This window comes from Ideonella azotifigens (assembly GCF_006519715.1).
Classification (GTDB): Bacteria; Pseudomonadota; Gammaproteobacteria; order Burkholderiales; family Burkholderiaceae_C; genus Ideonella; species Ideonella azotifigens.
Genome location: NZ_VIDT01000885.1, coordinates 1 through 1,906, shown reverse-complemented (window position 1 = coordinate 1,906; position 1,906 = coordinate 1). Strand labels below are relative to the sequence as shown.

The window sequence follows — 1,906 nt, the reverse complement described above, 5'->3', positions numbered from 1 at the left end:
AGTGCCCAGCGCCATGCCCAGGCGGTTGTAGGCGACCGCGTGCACACAGTGCGCATCGCCATCGTCCCATTCCATCGCCGCCGGGATGTTCTGTTCCTGCACGAAGACTTCCTGTCGGATCTCGCTGGCGGCCTGTCCCAGCGTGGCCCAGTCGCCCACCTGCACCTCCACCATGGCCTCGCCAGCCTCGAAGCCGCGCAGGATCTCGCGCAGCGTGGCGGGCACGGCCAGCGGCGTGCGGGCCTGCGCGTCGGCAAACACATAGACCAGCTCAGTCGTGACCAGCAGTTGCTCGGCACGGAACACCGCGGCAGTGAAGCCCAGCGAGCTGTTGCCGGTGCGCTCGTGGCGCACGCCGACTTCCAGCAGGTCATCGAAGGTCGCCGCGGCGTGGTACTCGACCGTGGCCTTCTTGACGAACAGGTCACCGCCCAGCAGTTGCATGGCGGCCTGGTACGGCAAGGCCAGCGCGCGCCAGTAGGTGCCGACGGCGGTGTCCACGTAGTTCAGGTAGTGGCCATTGAAGACGATCTGCTGCATGTCCACTTCGGACCAGCGCACGCGCAAGCGTTCGAAGCAGCGGAAATCGGTGCGTTGCAGGCGGGGGGTGCTCATGATGAAAACGCCTCTTTCAGGGCAAGGCCTGCGGCGGCCTGGGCAGCATCGGCTTCGCGGATCTGCCGGCCGAGCTTGATGAAGTCGTGGGTCACGCCACGGTACAGCTCCAGCGCGACCGGCACGCCTGCCAGCCGCAGCCGGTCGGCATAGGCCACGCCTTCGTCGACCAGCGGGTCGCACTCGGCGAGGATCATGCAGACGGGCGCCACGCCTTCCAGCTCCGGCGCCAGCAGCGGCGCGAAGCGCCAGTCTTCACGCTGCGCGTGGGCGATGTACTGGTTGAAGAACCACTCGATGCTGGCGGCGTCCAGCAGGTAGCCTGCGGCGAAGCGGCGGTGCGAATCGGTGTTGGCGTAGGCGCCGGTGCCGGGCGTGATGAGCAACTGCAGCGCCAGCTTCAGGCCCTGGTCGCGTGCCATCAGCGCACAGACGGCCGACAGCGTGCCGCCGGCGCTGTCACCACCCACCGCGATGCGCGAGGCCTCGAGACCCAGTTCGGCAGCGCCCGGGCCGGCCAGCCAGCGCAAAGCGCCGAAGCTGTCGTCCACGGCGGCAGGAAAACGATGTTCGGGCGCCAGCCGGTAGTCCAGCGACAGCACGGCGGCACCACTGCGCAGGGCCAGCTGGCGGCACAGGCTGTCGTGTGTCTCGATGCCGCCGATGGTGAAACCACCGCCGTGCAGGTACAGCAGCACCGGCAGCTTCTCGGCGCTGGGCGCGTAGAGCCGCGCGGCACACTGCACGCCAGGCGCTACAGGCACCTGAATGTCTTCGACCCGCGGCAGCGGCGCGCGCGGCAGGTCCAGGATCTCGGAGCCAATGCCGTAGGCCAGGCGTGCATGCTCTGGAGACAGCGTGTGGAAAGCCGGCCGGTTGGCGCGGCGGATGCGCGCCAGCAAGGCGCTCATCTGCGACGTGAGATGAGGGACTGTGGGTGGCTTGGAATGCAGTGTCATCTCGGGGACAGGAACTCAAGGTTTGTCTTGTGGCACGAGGCGTGCGGCCGCCAGCATACTGGCTGCACCCCAACCTTTCCTGATGGCAGGCCATGGCGCGCATCCTCTACCTGACCCAGATCGACATCGACTTCGGCGTGCTCTCGCTGCTACAGTCCGAATGCGAGCGGCTGGGCATTGCCAAGCCGCTGGTGGTAACCGACCCCGGGGTGCGCGCTGCAGGTGTGCTGGACCAGGCGCTGGGTGCGCTGGGCACCCTGCCCCACGCGGTGTTCGACGCCACGCCGCCCAACCCGACCGAGGCTGCCGTGCGCGCCGCGGTGGCGGTCTAC

The 1,906-nt window shown here is 68.3% G+C and carries 3 protein-coding genes; 1 reads left to right on the top strand and 2 read right to left on the bottom strand.

What is annotated here, in order from left to right; genetic code table 11:
• Together FKP22_RS28865 and FKP22_RS28860 are read right to left on the bottom strand one after the other, a co-directional pair.
• A partial coding sequence (locus FKP22_RS28865; protein WP_141291578.1) for a YbgC/FadM family acyl-CoA thioesterase occupies nt 1-615 on the bottom strand: 615 nt, incomplete at its 3' end.
• Nucleotides 612-1,526 (bottom strand): alpha/beta hydrolase, encoded by a 915-nt coding sequence (locus tag FKP22_RS28860; protein WP_141291576.1) that lies wholly within the window; start codon nt 1,524-1,526, stop codon nt 612-614. The genes FKP22_RS28865 and FKP22_RS28860, both read right to left, overlap by 4 nt.
• 140 nt (nt 1,527-1,666) lie before the next feature.
• Between FKP22_RS28860 and FKP22_RS28855 the strand changes: the two genes are divergently transcribed.
• Nucleotides 1,667-1,906: iron-containing alcohol dehydrogenase (locus FKP22_RS28855; RefSeq protein WP_141291574.1), on the top strand; the 240-nt coding region annotated here is incomplete at its 3' end.

Excerpts from the sequence above, each read along its gene's own strand:
- FKP22_RS28860 (WP_141291576.1), bottom strand. The coding sequence starts at position 1,526 with ATGAGCGCCTTGCTGGCGCGCATCCGCCGCGCCAACCGGCCGGCTTTC.